At 52.2% G+C, this 18787-nt stretch carries 17 protein-coding genes; 7 read left to right on the top strand and 10 right to left on the bottom strand.

Annotation, left to right across the window (positions count from 1 at the left end; translation table 11 throughout):
• Positions 1-232 precede the first annotated feature (232 nt).
• Positions 233-652: a ribosome silencing factor gene (gene rsfS, locus P3X23_RS07135; RefSeq protein WP_300874720.1), complete on the bottom strand. Its 420-nt coding sequence runs from the start codon at positions 650-652 to the stop codon at positions 233-235.
• A 51-nt stretch (positions 653-703) separates the two neighbouring features.
• Between rsfS and P3X23_RS07130 the strand changes: the two genes are divergently transcribed.
• Together P3X23_RS07130 and P3X23_RS07125 are read left to right on the top strand one after the other, a co-directional pair.
• Entirely contained in the window at positions 704-1996 is a 1293-nt protein-coding gene (locus tag P3X23_RS07130) for an AMP-binding protein (protein WP_300874719.1), read from the top strand.
• 535 nt (positions 1997-2531) lie between these two features.
• Positions 2532-3404, top strand: coding sequence for an SDR family oxidoreductase (locus P3X23_RS07125; RefSeq protein WP_300874717.1), 873 nt, complete (start codon positions 2532-2534; stop codon positions 3402-3404).
• Here the strand turns inward: P3X23_RS07125 and P3X23_RS07120 are convergent.
• Positions 3401-4267: a peptidoglycan recognition family protein gene (locus P3X23_RS07120; RefSeq protein WP_300874715.1), complete on the bottom strand. Its 867-nt coding sequence runs from the start codon at positions 4265-4267 to the stop codon at positions 3401-3403. The two genes, P3X23_RS07125 and P3X23_RS07120, sit on opposite strands and share 4 nt — an antisense overlap.
• A 69-nt stretch (positions 4268-4336) precedes the next feature.
• Between P3X23_RS07120 and aroF the strand changes: the two genes are divergently transcribed.
• Both aroF and P3X23_RS07110 read left to right on the top strand, forming a co-directional pair.
• Positions 4337-5368 (top strand): 3-deoxy-7-phosphoheptulonate synthase, encoded by a 1032-nt coding sequence (gene aroF / locus P3X23_RS07115; protein WP_300874713.1) that lies wholly within the window; start codon positions 4337-4339, stop codon positions 5366-5368.
• A 19-nt stretch (positions 5369-5387) separates the two neighbouring features.
• Positions 5388-5876, top strand: coding sequence for a GNAT family N-acetyltransferase (locus P3X23_RS07110; RefSeq protein ID WP_300874711.1), 489 nt, complete (start codon positions 5388-5390; stop codon positions 5874-5876).
• Here P3X23_RS07110 and P3X23_RS07105 read toward each other — a convergent pair.
• Together P3X23_RS07105 and P3X23_RS07100 are read right to left on the bottom strand one after the other, a co-directional pair.
• The gene (locus P3X23_RS07105; protein WP_300874709.1) at positions 5857-6183 is read right to left on the bottom strand and encodes a hypothetical protein; all 327 of its coding nucleotides are present in this window, start codon (positions 6181-6183) and stop codon (positions 5857-5859) included. The genes P3X23_RS07110 and P3X23_RS07105 overlap by 20 nt on opposite strands.
• Before the next feature lie 3 nt (positions 6184-6186).
• The gene (locus P3X23_RS07100; RefSeq protein WP_300874707.1) at positions 6187-6735 is read right to left on the bottom strand and encodes a thioredoxin family protein; all 549 of its coding nucleotides are present in this window, start codon (positions 6733-6735) and stop codon (positions 6187-6189) included.
• Between the two features lie 844 nt (positions 6736-7579).
• Between P3X23_RS07100 and P3X23_RS07095 the strand changes: the two genes are divergently transcribed.
• Together P3X23_RS07095 and P3X23_RS07090 are read left to right on the top strand one after the other, a co-directional pair.
• On the top strand, positions 7580-8011 hold the full coding sequence (locus tag P3X23_RS07095) for a universal stress protein (protein WP_300874705.1): 432 nt from the start codon (positions 7580-7582) through the stop codon (positions 8009-8011).
• Between the two features lie 3 nt (positions 8012-8014).
• Positions 8015-10495: an HAD-IC family P-type ATPase gene (locus P3X23_RS07090; RefSeq protein ID WP_300874703.1), complete on the top strand. Its 2481-nt coding sequence runs from the start codon at positions 8015-8017 to the stop codon at positions 10493-10495.
• Here P3X23_RS07090 and P3X23_RS07085 read toward each other — a convergent pair.
• Positions 10492-12303 carry an ABC transporter ATP-binding protein gene (locus P3X23_RS07085; RefSeq protein WP_300874701.1) on the bottom strand — a complete coding sequence of 604 codons (1812 nt, stop codon included), beginning with the start codon at positions 12301-12303 and terminating at the stop codon, positions 10492-10494. The genes P3X23_RS07090 and P3X23_RS07085 overlap by 4 nt on opposite strands.
• Before the next feature lie 76 nt (positions 12304-12379).
• Positions 12380-13975, bottom strand: a complete 1596-nt coding sequence (gpmI, locus tag P3X23_RS07080) for a 2,3-bisphosphoglycerate-independent phosphoglycerate mutase (protein WP_300874699.1) — start codon at positions 13973-13975, stop codon at positions 12380-12382.
• 281 nt (positions 13976-14256) lie between these two features.
• Between gpmI and chlP the strand changes: the two genes are divergently transcribed.
• A complete protein-coding gene (gene chlP / locus P3X23_RS07075) occupies positions 14257-15465 on the top strand; it encodes a geranylgeranyl reductase (RefSeq protein WP_300874696.1) in 1209 nt (402 codons plus the stop codon).
• Positions 15466-15490: 25 nt separating this feature from the next.
• Here the strand turns inward: chlP and P3X23_RS07070 are convergent, their stop codons facing one another.
• The 4 genes from P3X23_RS07070 to P3X23_RS07055 all read right to left on the bottom strand — a co-directional run bounded on the left by P3X23_RS07070 (position 15491) and on the right by P3X23_RS07055 (position 18657).
• Entirely contained in the window at positions 15491-15760 is a 270-nt protein-coding gene (locus tag P3X23_RS07070; protein ID WP_300874693.1) for a YciI family protein, read from the bottom strand.
• A gap of 9 nt (positions 15761-15769) precedes the next feature.
• Positions 15770-16864, bottom strand: a complete 1095-nt coding sequence (prfA, locus tag P3X23_RS07065) for a peptide chain release factor 1 (RefSeq protein ID WP_300874690.1) — start codon at positions 16862-16864, stop codon at positions 15770-15772.
• 18 nt (positions 16865-16882) lie between these two features.
• Positions 16883-17491: a 30S ribosomal protein S4 gene (rpsD, locus tag P3X23_RS07060; RefSeq protein WP_300874687.1), complete on the bottom strand. Its 609-nt coding sequence runs from the start codon at positions 17489-17491 to the stop codon at positions 16883-16885.
• A gap of 119 nt (positions 17492-17610) precedes the next feature.
• A complete protein-coding gene (locus tag P3X23_RS07055; protein ID WP_300874685.1) occupies positions 17611-18657 on the bottom strand; it encodes an AI-2E family transporter in 1047 nt (348 codons plus the stop codon).
• Between the last annotated feature and the right edge of the window lie 130 nt (positions 18658-18787).

Raw genomic sequence — 18787 nt, 5'->3', positions numbered from 1 at the left:
CTCTCACGGCTAATCCCGATCCTGTGCGGCAAGCCGCTGAAAAACTAGCACAATTCTTTAACGGTGTAGTGATTCACCTACCCGATGCAGAAGAACGTCCAGACACCCCAATTGCTGAAGCCTCTGAAGAGGACGACCTTGAGTTTTAATGTGTTGTTGTGGAGATAAAACTAGCGATCGCCACCAGTGGCAGGATCCAAAGAGCCCACTGCCCCCCAAAGGGCTGCATCGGCTAGGTGGTCACCAGTGACTCAAAGGGAATGCGCTGGGCGTGCCCCCAAAAGGCCTCAAGGTTGTAGTATTGGCGTTCCTTGGGCAACTGCACATGGACAATCACATCGCCGTAGTCCATGAGTACCCATGAACATTCCGCTTGGCCTTCAATATGTTGGGGTTGGCGTTGACAATGTTCGAGCGCTGCCTCCTCAATCCCTTGGTAAATGGCGCGCACTTGAGTTTTTGAGAGTCCTGTAATGATGACAAAGTAATCGGTTAAGTAGGACACGCCACTCACATCCAAAAGGCAGATATCCACTCCCTTGCGATCGTCGGCAGCATAGGCTGCAGTCCATGCTAATTTAAGGCTAGGGTCAGTAATGGCGGCTACCCGCTGCATCTGTTGAATAATCAGGCTGCTGTCTCCTAAACGCACTCCTTATATCCTTTGATTTTACCTATTGGTTTAGGGAGGCGCAGGACAAATTTGTTACAAAACCTTACAAGCATTACTCCCCACTGGCTGTGGTATCCCCACAACGGACAATGGCGCCCTGCTGCTGCCATCCTCCGCGAGCAATTGGCCAGCTATCAGGAGCAACTCCAACAGCGGCAGCCCACTCTCCTCATACTGGCAGAACCCGATCCGCTATCGTTTCTCGGAGGTTTTCTAGCGGCACTTTCCACAGGCACGCCCCTATTACTGGCCAATCCCCAATGGCAATCCCAAGAGTGGCAGCAAGTGGCAGCACTCCTACCCCAGAATTTTATGGCTTGGGGAACCGTGCCTCCCCTAGACCCCCAAGGCTCTAGAGAACCCTTACCCCAGGGTTGGATTCTTATCCCCACCGGAGGAACTCAAGGGCGGTTGCGTTGGGCGATTCACACAGTGGCAACCCTTCAGGCGGCAGTGATGGGGCTGCAAAGCCATTTACAGCAAGGAGCAATTCACTGTCTAAGTATTTTGCCCTTGTACCATGTCAGTGGCCTGATGCCCGTGGTGCGATCCCTCTGGACGGGAGGAGAACTCTATCTTGCGAGCCATTTACGGGATTTACGGCAAACAGCACCACCGGCCAATTGTAATCTGTGGCTGTCTTTGGTGCCTCGGCAACTGCAACAGGTGCTCACAGAACCGCTGCTTTGGTTAGGGAAGTTAAGGGGGATTTTTATTGGCGGTGGCCCCACTTGGTCTCAACTATTAGAGGCAGCAGCGGCGCAGCAATTGCCCCTCTGTCTCAGTTATGGAATGACAGAAACCGCAGGTATGATCTGTGTTCAGCGGCAGGGAGAATTTTTGACGGGCGATCGCTCCTGTGGTCAAGTCTTACCCCACGCCCAGATTGATTTAACCCCTACGGGTGAGATTCAGATTCAGGCGGCCTCCCTTGCCCTCGGCTATTATCCTCAGTGCTTTCAGTCAACCATCTTCCTAACCGACGATCGCGCTCAATGGCGGGGCGATCGCCTCTACATTTTAGGACGCACAAGCCGCAAAATCATCAGTGGTGGCGAGAATATCTACCCCGAAGAGTTAGAGGCCTTACTCCTTGACAGTGGCCTTGTCCAAGACATCTACATTTATGGTGCACCCGACCCCCTTTGGGGTGAACAAGTGATTGCCCTCTATGTGGGAGACCTCTCTCCTGAAGAGCTAAGCACATGGCTCAAACAGCAGTGCAGCGCTTACAAATGCCCCAAACAGTGGATTGCTGTACCTCAAATTCCCCGCACCCCCCAAGGCAAAGTGCGATCATCCTCGATCATGAAGACGCTTTGAAGTTTTGTTGGTAATGCACAGAAGACCCCGAAGAGCTGTAGGATCGCCTCCAACCTCTTTCAATATTTTGATAGGCAGAAGTATCAAATACTGCAACAAAACTTGATATTCTAAGCCCCAAGTAGCTCTGTCTGCTAATCAAAGCGCCAATGCATTACTGAACATCGCTAGCTCAGTTCTAGTTGTAATCCGGCAGTTTTCTCCCAAAATATTCCGGTATATCCACTGGCTTCAAATAAATACGCAATCAATACCGTTGTATTTAGTTGACCATCCTGCTCAAACTCTTTGTCATCAACCGGTCTAACGATAGGTGCAAAACAGGATAGTTGCGAGGGCTGAGGTGTTTGGGGATAGACTTGACAATAGTTCTGAAAGTGCCATTTTAGGATGGTATTTTTTCTCCTTTTTAAGGAAAGAATACGTCATTTCTTCTTTTTTCTCGTCTCTCAAGCTAGCGTTCAACACTTCTGGGTCTTGCATTATGGCTCCCCCTAGGGCACGCTGAGACAAGAATCCCTTAATCTTCCGCTGCATGTACTTGGTTACGGGTGCCACAGGACAATTGGGTTTACGGGTGGTGCGCCGCTGTATTACGTTGGGACTACCGGTGCGGGCGTTTGTGCGTCTGACGAGCCAATACGATCTCCTTAAGCAATGGGGCGCTGAAATTTTCATTGGCGATCTGCAACAACCCCGCGATATTCAGGCCGCCATGGAGGGGGTGGAGGCGGTAATTTGCTGCCATGGGAGTCAGTTACTCAGCCGTGCCATTCAGGCGATTGATTACCGTGCCACGTTGGATGTGATTCAGGTGGCTCAGGAACGGCGGGTGCGTCATGTAACGCTGATTTCTTCTCTGGCGGTGACTGGCGATCGCCAGCAATCCCCCTTTCTCAAGGCCAAGTATGAGGTCGAGCAGGCGCTTATTAGCAGTGGTCTCAACTATGCTATTTTCCGCTGTCCCACCCTCATGTCTAGTTTGCTCCCCCTTGCGGAGCGCTTTCAGCAGACGGGGGTTTATATTGTCCTAGGTGATCCTCACCATCGCTTGCAGCTCTTGAGTCCTGAGGATTTAGCCCAGTGTATTCTCATTGCCAGTCAAGCCAGTCAACCAGCGATTTTTAGCATGGCGCATCCAGAGGTCTTGACGCGACAAGAGATTGCCGATCGCCTCGGTCGCTTTTTCAATAAACGCCCCTTTGTGATGACATTGCCTCTCAGTGTCATTGATGGCGCTTTTCAGTTCTTGAGCCTAATGAATCGTGATTTGGAGGCCAGTCTTGGGACACTGCGGACACTGTTGACCTATGAAAGTCTTTGCCCTGCCAGTGAAATTGAACGCGCCCAAGCCTATTTTCAAGTTTCCTTGGAGTCCCTAGAGACGTTTTTAGAGCGCTACTTCTAGCGGGGGAGATCCCCACAGGGGCGATCGCGATAGAGCTGTAAATAGCGATTAAACCTAGCCCAATCAAAGCTACGCGGGTCAATGCGCTCCCCTGAGCGATCAACAGCAGCATGGGTAGTGACACGTTGCGGATCAATGGCTGTTTGCGCCACCAGCCAAGCCAAGCTACGGTATTGAGCATCGGTATAGCCGCCGTGTTGGGAACCATTGTGGCGACCTTGGGGCGGTGTTTCTAAAGAGAAATGCAGGGCAAAATTATTCACCGAAGGGGCTAGGCGGGGGTTAGTCTGTACTGCTTCCGAACCAAAAACAGAGTTACCTGCCCCATAGGCACGCTTCGACCAAGGTACTAAGTGCAGCAGCCAGCCCCTGAGGGTAATCAACTCATGGTAGCTGGCCTGGTCTTCATCGCGGGAATGGGGCGTTTGAAAGAATTCCAGCGCCGATTGGGCAGAGGCAGCAGTTTCATGGAGCACAATTAAGGGCGCATTGCTCACCACCCGACCGCGAATATCCGTACGGAAGCGATCGCCAAAATTAGTGGGATGGGCGGGCACACTATACCAAGGGGGAGCAAACGAGCACTGTTGATGGACTTGCCGCACTTTGGCAAAGAGGCGATCATAATCAGCGCCGTCACTGCGTTGGAGAAACAAAGAAGGAGTCTCTGGTAACCAAGGGGGCAGCGGTGCGGCCATTGGCGAATCAAACTGCGGATCATCAATGGGCACTGCTTGGCTGAGATCAAGGGGGCGATCGCCATGGGGAATAGAACCAATCATCACCCCCCACAGTGACACCACCACCACCGTAGCGATCGCCAATGAAATAAGAAATCGCAGACCTTGGGAACGACGCAGCATAGGCAGAACTGAACCAATTTGGCACAATACAATCAAACCCTAAGCCGAAATGTTGGGATCAGCAAGCCGATGATTATTGTTCTAAAAAGTGGCACCCCTAATGAAGAGATTGAACGGGTCAGCACCGAGATGTGCACTTGGGGACTGACCCCCGAAAAAATTGTGGGCAAGCACAAAGTTGTCATTGGTCTGGTTGGCGAAACAGCGGAATTAGACCCTCTGCGGATTCAGGAAATTAGCCCTTGGATTGAGCATGTGCTGCGGGTTGAGCAGCCCTTCAAACGGGCAAGCCGCGAGTATCGTCACGGTGAACCCAGTGAAGTGGTGGTGCCCACTCCCAACGGGGATGTCGTTTTCGGCGAGGGGCATGAAGTGGTAGTTGTGGCAGGACCTTGCTCCGTTGAAAACGAATCCATGATCATTGAAACGGCGCAACGGGTTAAAGCAGCGGGAGCCAAATTCCTGCGCGGTGGCGCTTATAAACCCCGTACCTCCCCCTACGCTTTCCAAGGCCATGGGGAAAGTGCCCTTGATCTGTTGGCGGCAGCAAAAGCAAAAACCGGCTTGGGCATCATTACCGAAGTGATGGATGCAGCAGATTTGGAAAAAATTGCCGAAGTAGCCGATGTGCTGCAAATCGGCGCCCGCAATATGCAAAACTTTTCTCTTCTAAAGCGCGTAGGTGCCCAACCCAAACCTGTCCTTCTGAAACGGGGAATGTCTGCCACCATTGAAGAATGGCTGATGGCTGCGGAGTACATTCTCGCAGCAGGGAACCCCAATGTCATTCTCTGTGAGCGGGGCATCCGTACCTTTGACCGTGACTATACCCGCAATACCTTGGATTTAGCGGCAATTCCTGTACTGCGCAAGCTCACTCATCTGCCCATTATGATTGACCCCAGCCATGGCACCGGCTGGGCCGAATTTGTGCCCGCAATGGCCAAAGCGGCTGTAGCAGCAGGCACCGATGCTCTGATGATTGAAGTGCACCCCAATCCCGCGAAGGCGCTCTCCGATGGCGCCCAGTCCCTGACTCCCGATCAGTTTGACGAGTTAATGCAGGCGCTCCAACGTCCCCTTGTCAGTTTGAGCCGCTAGGCAAAACAGGGAGCAGCCGATGACCGATATGCTGGTCAAGCTCTACGATCTAGCGGTGGACTGGTCCGCTGTGATGGCGCATCAACAGCAGGGAATTCACTATCGCCAGCCTTTAGGATCAGAAGTCATGGCCATTGTCCAATGGGTGGGCGATCGCTTTAGTGGGGGTTGGCGCAGTGAAGTGGCCATCGCCTTTAGCCAGCGGCCGCCAAGAGGACTCATTGCCGTACAAGGAGGCGAATTATTGGGTTTTGCCTGCTATGACGTAGCTGCCTTAGGCTTGTTTGGCCCTATGGCCGTGGCGGAACCCCACCGAGGGCGGGGAATTGGTCGGCTACTGTTGCAGTTAACCTTGGCTCAAATGCGCAGTGCTGGCTATGGCTATGCCGTTATTGGTTGGGTTTCCTCAGAGGCTTTTTATGCGAAGACTGTTGGCGCAATGCCCATTCCCGATTCCCGCCCCGGACTCTGGCGCAGTGCCTTAAGGATTAACTCATCAGGCTTTTAACAACAAGACCAAGGATAAACCCCAAGCCGCCAAAGCGCACAAATTGCCAAAAGTTTTCTTGATCTAAAACTTCCTGCCAGCATTCTCGTGCCGCCTCTCCTAGATGAAACAGCAATGTTAGACCAAACTCTGCCTCCAGTTGCCGCAGTTCCTGTTGCAGGCGATCGCGCTCTTGATCTAAGGCAACTTGATTGTGTTCCTTCAACCGCGCTTGGGTGGCTTTGATCTGCTCATACTCACGGTATAGCTCTGCCATCCGTGCTTGCGTCTCTTCATAGACCCGGCGCACCTCGTCTTGGGGTTCCACGGGCTAGCCCCCATGACTGCGGGGATCATCACTGCGCTGGCGGGCGAGGGGACTAGGGAGTTGAGACATTTCACCCGTCAGTTGACCATAGGGCAAAGGGAGACCATTGCTAAGAGCTTCCAAGTTTTTGGCCATTACTTCCTTCGGTTGAAGGCCGATTGCCACTGCTTGAGGTTCCAATTGCCGATTCAAAAAAACAAAGTGGGGAATACCATCCACATTAAATTGCTCAATTTCAGGTAGCCACTTGGTGTTGTCCACATTCAGCATGACAAAGTTCAGGCGATCGCGATATTGTGTCTTTAATTCCCCCAAATCCTTGGCCATTGAACGACAAGTGCTACACCAGTTGGCATAAAACTCCAAAAGTGTGGGCTTGCCATTGACCTGAGCCTCCTCCCAAGGGGTGGCGTGGTGGGCTTGCTCTTCAAGCGTTAGGGATGAACTGCTGCCGCGCAGACCGGCAAATAGGGCAAGAGTAATGAAAATGGCGACAACAGCAATCACAAAATTGCGTAGCCGTTGATCACCGGCTGCTGTTGCTGCTCCCATAGGGCGTTCCTTGCAAGTTTCAACACATTGATCCTAACGGATTTTCTTCGCGAGAGATTGTCCATGTCACAGGGGTTATACAGCCGTTTTATACCAAAAAATTTAGAGATAGATCTAATACAGGCTGGGTATAAATGACCAGCCCGTCAAAGAGTCAGTCACCCCTGCCGCCATTTGGGGCAATACAGCTAGCAGCTTTTGATGCAATGCTTCCAGTGTCCCGAAGACTTCCCTACCAATGCCCCTTGCAGAGGCAGCCACAATCACTCAATGGATTCATTGCAGAGAGCAAACACAGGCACAACATTCGCTAGCCAATTCAGTGTGATCCTGCTATGTCTTGGGAGCGTTAGCAATCCCCAGCAACTCTTGTCTTGACAAAAGTAGCGCAGTTGCTTGCGGCAACCAATAACCGCTGGTAAGACTTCCAGCAAGAGAGCGAGTTTGTTTTAAAGTTTGCGGTTGTCCCTTGGCCTGCTGCTGCTGATAGGGATGGAAAACTTTCCACTTGGCTCCCAATCCGATACTCCTGGCGCAGCTACTGGACAATGGCTTTGTAGCTGTCAAACCCATTGGAGTCTTGCAAGCGTTCCTGCTGTCGGGCATCGGTTTTGTGTTGTACAGCCTTTTTACAAGGATGAGGATAGACTTGACAATAGCTCCGAAAGATAAAATAGCAAGCTGGTACTTTTTTCTGCTTTTTAAGGGAAAACGACGAGAGCTAGTCTCCTCACCTATCCTTCAACACTTCTGTAGGGATGGTCATCGCTATCCAGAAGAGTTGTTTGACCGCTACTTGCGCTCTTGTGGCAGACTAAGAGATTGCAAGTACAGAGTCACAGGCATGTTCAAAACAATTTTAGTGGCACTGGATACCAGTGAGTTATCGGCACGGGTGATGGCCGCAGTGACACAGTTAAATCTTGACCCAGATGCCCAAGTGATTCTTAGCCATGTGATTTCACCGGTGGAGTCGGGGTTTGGGGTTAGTGCCGATCGCCCCTCGTTGCATCCGCAAATGGGCACTTACCGTAGTATTGAGCAGCACTTACAACAGTTTCAAAGCTACCTCCCCTGTGATTCAGAAATTGAAATTGTTACCGGTGACCCGGTCGAGGAAATTTTACGCTTGGCTAATATCTATGGAGCAGACCTCATTGTGCTGGGGAGTCGCGGTCTGACGGGAGTTGAGCGAGTTGTACAAGGCTCGGTGAGTGGTGCCGTTGTGGCTGATGCTCCCTGCTCAGTGTTTGTGGTTAAATCAGCGGAAATCTAAGGTATGGCAGCACCACTGACGGGTCTTACAGCGGTGGAAGTGGCGGAGCGGCAAGCCAGAGGTCGCATTAACCGTCAAGTGAGTGAAAGCAATCGCACCTACGGCGATATCTTGCGGGAAAACCTCTTGACGTTTATCAACGGGGTTTTTGCCTTTATCAGTGTCATTTTGCTTTTTTTGGGCCGTCCGGGGGATGTGGCCGCCATTATTGTGGTTGTGTTTCTCAATGCCATCATTAGCATCCTTCAGGAAATTCGCGCCAAACGGCAATTGGATGAAATTAGCCTCCTCACCCGTCCTCGTGTCAAGGTACTGCGCGATCGCCAAGAAGCGATTATTGATCCAGCGGAAGTCGTGGAGGGGGATATTCTCCTCTTGGAGCCGGGGGATCAAATCGTTGCTGATGGCACTGTGATCGGCGATGGGCAGATTCAAGTGGATGAGTCGTTACTGACAGGGGAGTCGGATCTCATTTCCAAGCGGGCGGGCGATCGCCTGTATTCGGGAAGCTTTTGTGTGCGCGGTGCTGCCGCCTACGTAGCTGAACAGGTGGGGGAAGAAAGTACCGCTCATCAACTGACTGCTGCCGCCAAAACCTACCACCACAAACTTACCCCCCTGCAGCGGGAAATTAACCTGATTATCCGCGTCATTCTTGCCCTCGCGGTTTTCCTTTGGCTATTGGTGCTGCTCTCGCTATTGGTGCGACTGACTACTCTACAAATGAGTGTGCAAACGGCGGCAGTGGTTGCGGGTCTAGTGCCGGTGGGATTGTATCTAACCATTACACTCACCTATGCTTTGGGGGCACTGCGCATCTCCCGTGCCCATGTCTTAGTGCAGCAGGTGAATGCCATTGAATCCCTCAGTGGTGTGGATATTCTCTGCCTTGATAAAACGGGCACGCTGACGGCTAATGCCCTTGAACTCCATAGCTGGTACGCCCTCACTGAGACAGAAGAAAAGACAAAAGCCGCCTTAGCCATATTTACCGCCAGTGTCAGTGCTCCGAACCGCACAATTGTTGCCCTCGCAGAGAGTTTTGGCGGCAGTCCCCAACCCCTGCGCCTAGAAATTCCCTTTTCTTCTGCCTACAAGTGGAGTGCTGCAGCGTGGCATGACTCAGAAGTGTTCATTTTAGGGGCACCGGATGTCCTTTTCAACAGTGAAACCCTCTCCCCTGAGGTGGTTGAGTTGCTCCAGCGGGGACGGCAGCAGGGATTTCGGGTACTCCTCTTTGCCCGCAGTAGCAGTGATCCCACTTGGGATGAGCATCAGCAGACCCCCCTATTGCCCCTAGACCTTGAGCCTTTGGCAGTGATTTGGGTAGGCGATCGCCTCCGACCCCAATGCCGCGATGTTTTGGAACGCTTTCAACAGGCGGGGATTCAAATCAAAATTATCTCCGGTGACCATGCAGAAACCGTGGTTGCCCTCGCTAAACAAGTTGGCCTTGATGCAGGGGCAATTGCCATTTCCGGAGCAGAACTCGCCGCCATGGATGATCCCGGCTTTGATCAGATGGCCGAGAAAGCCACGGTCTTTGGTCGCATTACTCCAGAGCAAAAGGCAAAACTCGTAACTCGACTCCGCGCCCTCGGGCATCAAGTGGCCATGATTGGGGATGGCGTGAATGATGTTTTGTCCCTGAAGCAGGCCAACGTGGGAATTGCTATGGAAAGTGGTAGTGCGATTACCCGTAATGTTGCCGACATTGTATTACTGGCGGATTCCTTTGCAGCCTTACCAGAAGCCTTTCGCGAAGGGCAGCGCATCTACAACGGCATTCAGGATGTCACCAAGCTCTTTTTGGTGCGGGTCTTTAGCTTTAGCTTGCTCTGTCTAGTAACCGTGATGGCGGGACGCGCCTTTCCGCTACTGATTAAACATAATAGCCTGTTAACTCTGGGGGGCGTGGGGCTGCCCACCCTTGCTGTGGCTTTTTGGGCAGTGCCAGGACCACGCCCCCATCGGTCGCTGATTCGTTCATTGCTGCACTTCGTAGTACCGGCTACACTCAGCCTAGCCCTGTTGGCCATTTTCATGTACTTCGGAATTTTAGCTCGGGAACTCACACCCCTGATGGAATTTCTGCAAGGACGGCTAGATCCAGCGCTCTTGAATGACCGTGGGATGCTCTCGGAATTGGGTCAAAGTGTGGCGATCGCCCGCACTGCCTTGGTAACGACCCTGATGTTGGCCTCCTTGTGTCTAGTCCTCTTTCTCAAACCTCCCCATCCGACATGGGTCGGCGGTGCCCCCTTAGTGGGCAACTGGCGTTATCCTGCGGTGGTTGTAGCCCTGCTGGCCGCCTTCTTGATGATCAGCTTCTCGCCGACCCTACGGACAGTGGCAGAGTTGGAACCCCTCTCGCGGTGGCTGTGGGCATTGATTATCCTAATTGTGTTTCTCTGGGTAATCTTGTTACGCACGTTTTGGCGCTATCGGCTTTTGGATCGTTTCCTTGGTGTGCATCTTAGCTAGGGATGGGGGGCGCGATCGCGCTGAATGGAATAGAGATGGGCATACAATCCCCCTTGGGCAAGCAGGGTCTCATGGTCTCCCTGCTCACAAATCGTGCCTTGATCCAACACCACGATTTGATTGGCATCCCGAACCGTACTCAGGCGGTGGGCAATCACAATCATTGTGCGGGTTCCGGTAATTGAGCGCAGGGCAAGTTGAATTTCCCGCTCCGATTCATAATCTAAACTGGAGGTGGCCTCATCAAAGATCAATACATCGGGATCCGCCAAGAGGGCACGGGCAATCCCAAGCCGCTGTCGCTGTCCGCCGGAAAGCCGCAACCCCCGTTCCCCTACGATCGTGCGATAGCCCAAGGGCAACTGATGCACAAATTCATCTACCCGTGCAATCGCGCAGGCTTCATAGACCGCATCCGCACTCACGTTGGGATTGGCATAGGTCAGGTTATCCCACAGCGTCCCATTGAAGACATCCACCTCTTGGTGGACAATGGCCAAACGACGACGATAGGCACGCACATCAAGGGTTTGAATATCTTGGCCATCAATGAGAATTTGTCCTTGATCCGGTTGGAAATAGCGAAAGAGAAGTTTGATTAGCGTGGATTTCCCCGAGCCCGAACGCCCCACCAAGGCCACCGTTTGGCAGGGCTCAATGAGCAAATGAATATCCCGCAGAATAGGGCGCCCCGGCGTGTAGCTAAACCAGACATGCTGAAAATCCACTTTGCCCGAAAACTTGAGGTCGGGAATCTCTGTTTGCTCTAAGTCAATGGCATCGCGCCCCGGCGGTAGTTCCATAAATTCATGGAAGCGCAAAACGGAGGCATAGCGCCGTGCAAAGACCTCGGATACCTGCGAGAGGGGCGTAATTTCGGCGTAGGCCATGCTGGCGAGGGTGTAAATCGTAATAAAGTGACCAATGGACACCCGTCCGCCAATTGTGGCAGCCAGTGAGAAGCCCAACAATGTGAATAGACAGAATTGCACCAAGCCTGCTTGCCAAGTAATTAAATACATGTAGCCGCGATGAATACGATCAATCACCATCTTGAACTCGCGATCCAGACGCTGAGTTTGACGGGCCAACTCACGGGCTTCGGTGGCAAAGGCCTTGACGGTTTTGATGTTGGTAATGATCTCCGAGGTACGGCTCTCGGTGCTCTCAATATGGCTGTCGAGAATCTCTTCTTTTTGAATGAGGCGCCGCAGCGTGCGCAGGGTTAAGACAAAAATTAGGGTAAAGGAAGTCATTAGCCCCAAGGCTATTGGCCAGTCCAGCCACCACAGAATGACACCAATGCCAAGGACGCGGACTGTTTTGGGAATGAGTTGACCGGCAATTTCCGGGTAGCTCCACGTGTGGTTGGAAATTCCCTTATTGACGCGGTTGGCAATGCGGCCAGGGTTGTTTTCCTCAAAAAACTCTAGGGGCAGGGTAAGGATTTTCTCCACAGCTTTGCGGGTGTGATCGCGGCGGGCAGCAAGGGCAATCCACCAGTGAAACCAAACACCTAACCACGGTTGAATCGGGGCGCGAACAACAGTTGCCAGAAAAACAATACTGCCAAGAACAGTGAGATGAACTGCAAAGGAGTTCTGCCAGCCAGTCCAAGCTTGGAGCGTGCCGGCGATCGCCACCACTGGTGGGTCAAGGGGTTGTTGCGAAAGTAAGTTGAGGATTTGGCCAATCGCATAGGGTACGAGCAAATCCACCAGCTCACAGAGACTAGCGGCAGTAATACTGGCGATCGCTATCCCCCGATAGGCGCGATAATAACCCAGAATCGAGCGAAAGGTGGCCATAGAAACAGGACAAGGACTGCTTCTATTTTAAGAAACCTTAAAGTTTTGTGCCGTCCCCCTGAGGCTGAGAACGCCTTTAGACCTTAACAGAAACCGGTGTGCGATTTAGGCGCGTTTCGTAGGGAGCACTGACAATCAGCGATCGCCCCGTCATCTCAGGGGGTTGAGGCAGCTCCAAAATTTCCAAGATAGTCGGCGCAATATCGGCAAGGCAGCCATCCTGTCGCAGGGCGACATCCGCACCATGGCCGGGGATCTTACGTTTTTCCCCTTCCACCAAGATGAAGGGAACAGGGTTGGTGGTGTGAGCAGTCCAAGGGTTGCCATCCTCGTCAATCATGTACTCAGCGTTGCCATGATCGGCAGTGATCAGCAGTGTGCCCCCCACTTTGGTTGCCGCTTCTACCAGCACTCCCACGCAGCGATCCACAGTTTCAATGGCTTGGACAGTGGCCTCTAATTGCCCTGTGTGTCCCACCATATCGGGGTTGGCAAAGTTAACCACAATCAAGGTATATTCCTGCTTTTCAATGGCTTCTTTAACCGCTTTTGTGACAGCGAGAGCAGACATGGCTGGGGCTTGATCGTAGGTGGCCACCCTGGGGCTAGGGATGAGAATGCGATCCTCACCGGGGAAGGGTTCCTCGAGACCACCGTTGAAGAAGTAGGTGACATGGGCATATTTTTCCGTTTCCGCTGCCCGCAGTTGTTTCAGGTGGTGCTCAGCAATCACCTCCCCAAGGATATGATTAAGATTCTGGGGCGGAAAGGCAACACCGCAGTTAAAATTGACATCGTATTGTGTAAAGGTCACATATTCCAGCGGTGTAATCAGCGGGCGTTCAAAGCCGCTAAAGTCAGGGTCAATAAAGGCTTGGGTGAGTTGGCGGGCGCGATCGGGGCGGAAATTGAAGAACACCACACCATCGCCGGCTTCGACTGCACCTGCGGCAATCCGTGTGGGCACAATAAACTCATCGCCAATATCCTGCCCATAGGATCTACTGGCCACATCCGCCGCCCGCAGGGGCTGAATATTCTCATTGCTCGTCATGACGCGGTAGGCCGCCTCGGTGCGATCCCAACGGCGATCGCGATCCATGGCATAGTAACGACCACTTACTGTTACAATTTGTCCGCACCCTATTGTCTTCAGGCGTTGCTCCAATTCTTCAAGGACACCTGCTGCATCGCGGGGTGGCGTATCACGACCATCCGTGATGGCATGGATACAGGCGGGTAACTCATGGCGCTTGGCCAGTTCCACCAACCCGTAAAGGTGCTCAATGTGGGAATGTACCCCGCCAGCGGAACACAGGCCGATAAAGTGGAGCTTGCCATTGCGTTCCTTCACCGTTTGGCAGAGATTCACCAAAACAGGATTGCTAAAGAGGCTGCCATCTTCAACAGCATCGGAAATGCGCACCAACTCCTGGGGAACAATCCGTCCAGCACCGATATTTAAGTGTCCCACCTCTGAGTTACCCATTTGTCCCTTGGGAAGTCCCACCGCCTTGCCAGAGGTGTCAATCAACGTGTGGGGATAGACCTGCCACAAACTGTCCATAACAGGGGTATTGGCGCGGGCGATCGCATTACCATAAGTTTCTTCGCGATAGCCCCAGCCATCCAAAATGACCAAAACAACGGGCGCAACAGGAGACGATGCCATGTGAATGCCCTACCTTAACTTTTCTGGGAAATGGTGTAAATTTTACAACCTCGCAAATAATACCATTCTCAACCGCGACAGACAAATTGAGTTATTTCCGCTACCGTCCACACATTTGATCAATTCTGAATCAATGGATGGATCTATCCTAGCGGATTAAAGATGGCCAAATGTTGAAAACTGTTACAGATGCGGCTTTTCAGGATTAAATCCTTGAAGACAAAAAATTGCCGTGATAGTATCCAAACTGTTGTCTGTTAGCCAAAATTGGGAGTCGTCCGTTGTCACTTCGGGTAGCAGTGGTCGGTGGTGGTCCAGCGGGTTCCTCAGCCGCCGAAACCTTAGCCAAAGCCGGAATCCAGACTTATCTTTTTGAACGTAAATTAGACAATGCCAAGCCCTGTGGCGGTGCGATCCCCCTGTGCATGGTCAGTGAATTTGACTTACCACCGGAAATCATTGACCGCCGTGTGCGCAAAATGAAAATGATTTCCCCCTCCAATATCGAGGTGAATATTGGCCATACCCTTAAGGAGCACGAGTACATCGGGATGTGCCGCCGCGAAGTCCTCGATAGCTTTATGCGCAATCGGGCAGCGGATTTGGGTGCCACCTTGATCAATGGCACCGTCTTTAAGTTGGAGCAGCCCACCACCAGCAATCAGCCCTATACCCTCCACTATGTCCAAGAGGATGGGACTGCCCATACCCTTGAGGTGGATGTAGTGATTGGGGCTGATGGGGCAAATTCCCGCATTGCCAAAGAAATTGATGCCGGTGATTACAACTATGCCATTGCCTATCAGGAGCGCATCCGCCTGCCTGAGGACAAAATGGCCTACTACGAAGAGCTGGCGGAAATGTACGTGGGGAATGACGTGTCCCCTGACTTCTATGCATGGGTCTTCCCAAAATATGACCATGTGGCCGTGGGCACCGGCACCATGAAAATTAACAAAGACCGCATTCGAGAACTGCAAGCAGGAATCCGTGCCCGCGCTGCTGCCAAACTGGCAGGCGGACAAATTATTAAAGTAGAAGCCCACCCCATTCCAGAACATCCTCGGCCACGGCGGGTGGTCGGTCGCGTGGCTCTTGTGGGGGATGCTGCAGGCACTGTGACCAAGTCCTCCGGAGAAGGCATTTACTTTGCTGCCAAGTCAGCTCGCATGTGTGCTGAAACCATTGTGGAAACCAGCAACGGTGGGCAGCGAATCCCCACAGAAGCCGACTTAAAGCAATATCTAAAACGCTGGGATAAAACCTACGGCCTGACTTATCTGGTTTTGGATCTGCTGCAGCGGGTCTTTTATCGCTCTGATGCTACCCGTGAGGCCTTTGTGGAGATGTGTAGCGACATCGATGTTCAAAAGCTTACTTTTGATAGTTACCTTTACAAAACAGTTGTTCCTGCTAACCCACTGGTGCAGTTGAAGATTACAGCCAAAACAATCGGCAGTCTAATGCGGGGTAATGCCCTTGCTCCCTAAATGAGTTGAGAATCTGCCCTCGCCCTCAGAGGGCTTGAATCCACTCATGGACGCTGTATTCTGTCCAGATTTGGTGCTGCCAGTAGGGGTCGTTTTCAATTAGCTGGCGCACAGTTTCTCCGCTGTCTGCTTCGTAAATGGCAAAAAAGTAGCGCAAGTCTTTAGTGGGGCCAATGGTGATGAGAACGCCTTGGGCTTTTTGAGCTGCAAGACCGTCAAGATGTGCTTGGCGATAGGGGGCACGTCGCTCCAGAACATCCTCACAGTACCGTCCCCAAGCCACAAATTTGCTCATCTTTTCCTCCTAAGCTTGTTCGGCAGTGAGTTGCGCCAGTTGCTCCTGCTGATCACGACTAATGCAGGCTTGGATAATGGGTTCGAGGTCTCCTTCTAGGACGCTGCTGAGGCTAAAGTTTTGCCCCAAGCGGTGATCGGTGACGCGGTCATCTTTGTAGTTGTAGGTGCGGATTTTTTCGGAGCGATCGCCTGTTCCCACCTGGGAGCGGCGCATTGAGGTAATGGCTTCCTGCTGCTCCCGCAGCTTCATTTCGTAGAGCTTCGCTCGCAGAATTTGAAACGCTCGCTCCTTGTTTTTTAACTGGCTGCGTTCCTCGGTGCAGAAGATGCGAATGCCTGTCGGCTTGTGGAAGAGGTCAACGGCTGTTTCCACCTTGTTGACATTTTGGCCGCCCGCACCCCCAGATCGTGCCGTAGTCAGTTCAATATCTTTCGGATCAATTTCAACTTCCACTTCGTCTACTTCAGGCATCACAGCCACGGTGGCAGTCGAGGTATGGATTCGTCCTCCCGCTTCAGTAACAGGTACCCGCTGCACTCGATGGACACCCGATTCAAACTTTAGCTTGCTATAGACGCGATCGCCCTTAATTTCAAGGATTGCCTCCTTGAAGCCGCCCATCTCAGCCAGTGATTCGCTAACTAATGTGACCTGCCAGCCTTGGCTTTTGGCATAGCGGGAGTACATCCGCACTAAATCCCCGGCCCAAATGCCTGCCTCATCTCCCCCTGCACCGGCGCGAATTTCCAGCATGATGTTTTTGTCATCATTGGGGTCGCGGGGCAATAGTAGAATTTTCAGGCGTTCCTCAAGTGCGGCAATGCGGCGACTCAAATCAGCCACTTCTTCCTCAGCCATTTGCCGCAATTCTGGCTCATTGACTGCCTCTTTCAGTAGTTGGCGGGCATCCACAAGTTGCTGATTCAAGGACTGCCATTCATGGTAAGCATTTACCGTTTCCTCTAGGGCAGCGCGGGAGCGAGCCACCTTTTGAAACTCTGTTGGATTGACTGCCACATCGGGATCCGCCAAGCGACGGGTGAGTTCCGCGAAGGTTTGCTCGACAGTGCGTAATTTTTCCAAAAGATAGGCTTCTGCCATAGGAAGAACGGCGAGACTCTAAACTTTACGAGAGTAGTACTCAACCACAAGGAGTTCGTTGACTTCAAGGGCAACCCACTGCCGCTCCACTATACCGGTCACTCTGCCGGTGAGGGTACTTTTATCGAGTTCCAAGTGACTGGGGAGATTGGCAAGGCCGGGATTTTGCAGATTCGTCTCCACCAAGCGGCGCGATCGCTCGTTATCGCGAACCGTAATCACATCCCCCGGACGGCACTGATAGCTGGGAATGGAAACACTGCGGCCGTTGACGAGAATATGGCCATGGTTCACCAACTGGCGGGCTGCTGGAATCGTTGGTGCCATACCGAGGCGGAAAACAGTGTTATCCAGCCGCATTTCCAATAGTTGTAGGAGGGTTTGCCCCGTAGAACCACTCACGCGACGGGCTTTGCGCACATAACGCACCAGTTGCCGCTCTGAGACCCCGTAGTTGAAGCGCAATTTTTGCTTTTCATCAAGGCGCAGGGCATATTCCGAGCGCTTTTTGCGGGCTTGGCCGTGTTGGCCGGGGGGATAGCTCCGCTTGGGAGTTTTGCGGGTAAGACCAGCTAGCTCACCCAGACGACGGACAATTCTCAAACGAGGGCCACGATATCGAGCCATGCAACTATACCCAACCTACAATGACGATGGTGTCCAACCGAACAAAGGATCAACTGATGTGCCGAGGGCAACTGGATCAGCTTGCCTAGTATATCAATAGGATGGGGGCGATCGCAACCCTAGGGTGAACAGGGAGGGGCAGTCTCGCGGCCTGCCTGCAGAGCCTTTAGATCCAACAGGCTGACAATTGTCCCCGTCAGTGGAATGGCCAAAAAAATCCCCGCCAAACCGCCCACAGTTGCGCCCACCAAAAGGGCAAAGAATAGAACAATTGGATTTAAGTTCACAGAATCTCCCATAATTCGCGGCATCAGGAGATTTTCTTCCACCTGCTGCAGGACGATACAGCTAATTAGTACCTGTAAACTCAACAAAAATCCTTTGGGAAGCAAAATCAAACAGACAAGTCCAATTCCAAGGGTGGCGCCAATGCCAGGAATGAGATCAAAACTGCCAGCAATGGCTGCCAATGCTAGGGTGTAGGGCACCTGTAGGATCAAGAGCACCCCAAAAACAGAGGCGCCAAAAAATAGCGAAAGTAGAAAACGCCCCCAAAAAAAGCCCAAGAAATTTCGCTTTAGGGCTAAGGGCAGGCGATCGCGCCACGGCTCGGACAAAAAGCTCAATAGATACTGCCACAGTGGTTCCCCCTCCAGCAGCATGAAGAAGGTAATTACAGCAAGAATGATGCCGCCTAGAAAAAGACCAAAAACTGACTGGAGTTTGCCAAAGCCAAACTGAATGCCCGCAAGCGCAAAGTTGCGCAATTCTGACTCCAGTTGCTGGAAATTAATATCCAGATTCCAGCGGCGGAGAAACTGCTGCATTTTCTCAAGGGACTCAATCCACAGATCAATCTGCTCAGGCAAATTGGTGATAAGCTCTTGTAACTGGCCAATGATTGCCAAGCCGAGGGTAATTCCTAGCCCAATTAAAATGGCAAGTGTGCCAAGAAAGACAACTGTCACCGCAACCCCATGGGGGAGATACCCCTTGAGCCAGCCCACGGGATAGTTGAGCAAAAACGCCAAAATAGCGGCAAAAAGAAAAACTAGCAAGACGTAGGCAAAGTAGGACAACAGTTGCACCCCAATCCAGCCAAGGGCAAAAAGTAAAAATAGGCGCCACAGGCGGCGGTTTTCAAGGCGATCAAACCAATCGAACATAGATTAATCAGCAGGCTTGCAATGCCTTGACTATAACCTACAGAGGGAATTGTGCGGCTTCCAGCTGATTTTACGGGGATGGGGACACCAGAAGGCGGCTAGACCTTGCCAAAGGGCTTTATTCCCCTTG

Origin of the sequence: Thermosynechococcus sp. Uc, from assembly GCF_029335995.1 — a bacterium.
Classification (GTDB): domain Bacteria; phylum Cyanobacteriota; class Cyanobacteriia; order Thermosynechococcales; family Thermosynechococcaceae; genus Thermosynechococcus.
Note: the sequence above shows the minus strand (reverse complement) of the source record. Positions and strands in the feature narration are given on the sequence as shown.